The sequence below is a fragment of the Clostridium sp. Cult2 genome (assembly GCF_021655075.1).
Classification (GTDB): Bacteria; Bacillota; Clostridia; order Tissierellales; family Tepidimicrobiaceae; genus Schnuerera.
Window position 1 is genome coordinate 1 of record NZ_PPXX01000115.1, and the last position, 2,456, is coordinate 2,456.

A 2,456-nucleotide genomic window follows, 5' to 3' on the forward strand; every position below is an offset into this window, starting at 1 on the left:
AAATGCAATACTCATCAATAGTTTTTCATTCTAAAAATGACACTTTCATTGAATAAAATTAAGTTCTTTTATATGACATTTTCACTGACTATTGACAGGAATTTTTGTAAAATTTAACTGGAAAGTTAATTTCTCTTATTATTTTGCATAAATACTGTTATAATATTTGGGAAGGAGTGATGTATATGGCAAGAAAAAATAATGTTATTGAAATCGAAATAATAGATACTATCTTTCCAAATAAATCAATAGGTAAATATGAAGGTAAGACTATTATGTTTAAAGGAGGGATTAAGGGGCAAAAGGTAAAGGTACTTCTTAATAGAAAGAAAAAAGATAACATGGAAGGAAAATTAATAGAAGTATTAGAAAGATCTCCTTTAGAAAAAAACATATCTTGTTTCTATGTTAAAGATTGTGGAGGATGTGCTTATCAAACTTTGTTATATGAAGATGAGCTAAAGTTAAAGGAAGAACAAGTATTAGCTTTATTCCAAAAAGAAGATATTAAAGATATAAATTATTTAGGAATAGAGGGAAGCCCTAAAGTAGAAGGCTATAGAAATAAAATGGAATATACATTTAGCGATGAGAAAAAAGGAGGTCCTTTAGTATTAGGTCTTCATAAAAGAGGTAGATTTTATGAGGTCGTAGATACTGATGGTTGCAGTATAGCTGATAAAGATTTTACTATAATAAGACGAAATGTTATGAAGTATTTTAGAGGAGCAAATACAGCTTATTATAATAAAAGGATTCACGAGGGCATCTTAAGACATTTAGTCATTAGAAAGGCATTATCTACAGGAGAAATATTAGCCAATCTAGTAACTACTAGTCAAGGTACGGTAGATACAAACAATTTCATCAAAGCTTTATTAAAAATTGATGATTTAGATGGGAAAATTGTTGGTATTCTTCATACTATTAATGATGGTTTGGCTGATATAGTAAGGGCAGATGAATTTAGCCTTTTATATGGAAGAGATTATATTATAGAAGAGATTCTTGGTTTAAAATTCAAAATATCTCCTTTTTCTTTTTTTCAAACCAATACTTTTGGAGCAGAGAAACTATATTCTATTGTAAGGGAGTTTGTAGGAGATGAAAAAAACAATATTGTGTTCGATTTATATTCAGGTACTGGAACTATAGCTCAAATATTGTCGCCTATTTGTGAAAAGGTAATAGGTATAGAAATTGTAGAAGAAGCAGTGAAAATGGCTTATGAAAATACTAAAATTAATGGATTAAATAATGTTAAGTTTATTCCAGGAGATGTTCTCAAAGAAGTAGAGAATTTAAAGGAAAAGCCTGATTTGATAATTATTGACCCTCCAAGAGATGGGATTCATCCTAAAGCTATCAACAAGATAATTGACTTTAACCCTGAAACTTTTATATATGTATCCTGTAATCCTATTACCTTAGTTAGGGATTTAAAGATGTTTATGGATAGAGGATATAAAATAGATAAGATGAAATTGATGGATATGTTTCCTAGAACTCCTCACGTTGAAGTAATCGTGAAGTTAGAAAAGTTATAAAACCCAGTTATACCAATGGTTTCATAGGCTATAAGGCATTGAATGGACAGATGATATTCAATGCCTTTTCTGTTCATGGGAACATGTCCATTAAAAATATGAGCATTATGATGTAGTGAGTTTGGTTGTATTCAGAGGTGCTCCTGTTAATCCAAAAGCAAACTATCATTTTAATTCGAAACTATGCACACTTAGAACTATGTATAGATAGTTTTGATTTACTTGTTCTTAATTGATTGTGATTTAGTATTTCAAGATTTGCAGCTTTCATGGTAGTAATATTAATCATTATCAAACTATAATTTTATATACAATGGTAAAATTAGGTATAAACTTAAAAAACATTTATTCTATTAATACTAATATGGTACAATCATTGTAAATATAAACGTTGGTTAAAAGTATATCGTGGAGGAGAACTGCTATGGATAAAGAAAATAGGATTCTATTATTTGAAAAAATCCACACTGTATGGGATGAAGAAAATGAAGCGTACGATAAAATCGTACAGTTGAAAATGACAGCAGCAGATTAGAAAAAGACTGATGTTGCAATTACAGAAGAGGGTATAAGATTAGCAAGGATTCTTTTCAGCAAATATAATATCAAGGACACTGGTAAAGGTCATAGAAAGATAAATTATAATGAAAGTCTTCAAACGATTAGTGTATTTTGAGGACTTTGTTGTTAGTGATTTGCAGATAATTGTTATACTACCATCAAGGAAGTGATATCTATCTACGACATCTTATTGACAGCTAGGCATTGAGAGCTTCTGGAATTGACGATGGATTGTGGTTTTAAGACAAAAAGGAGCATTCCTGTAATAAATAAAAATCACATTTGAATAAAAAAATACCACCTGTTAAAATACGAGGTGTCAGGGAATTCCTGCAGGAAAAACTGACC

The 2,456-nt window shown here is 29.7% G+C and carries 1 protein-coding gene; it reads left to right on the forward strand.

Translation table 11 applies throughout. The features are described 5' to 3' along the window. The first annotated feature begins 185 nt into the window (after nt 1-185). A complete protein-coding gene (gene rlmD / locus C3E90_RS12760) occupies nt 186-1,547 on the forward strand; it encodes a 23S rRNA (uracil(1939)-C(5))-methyltransferase RlmD (RefSeq protein WP_236916057.1) in 1,362 nt (453 codons plus the stop codon). Nucleotides 1,548-2,456 lie beyond the last annotated feature (909 nt).

Excerpts from the sequence above, each read along its gene's own strand:
- rlmD (WP_236916057.1), top strand. The coding sequence starts at position 186 with ATGGCAAGAAAAAATAATGTTATTGAAATCGAAATAATAGATACTATC.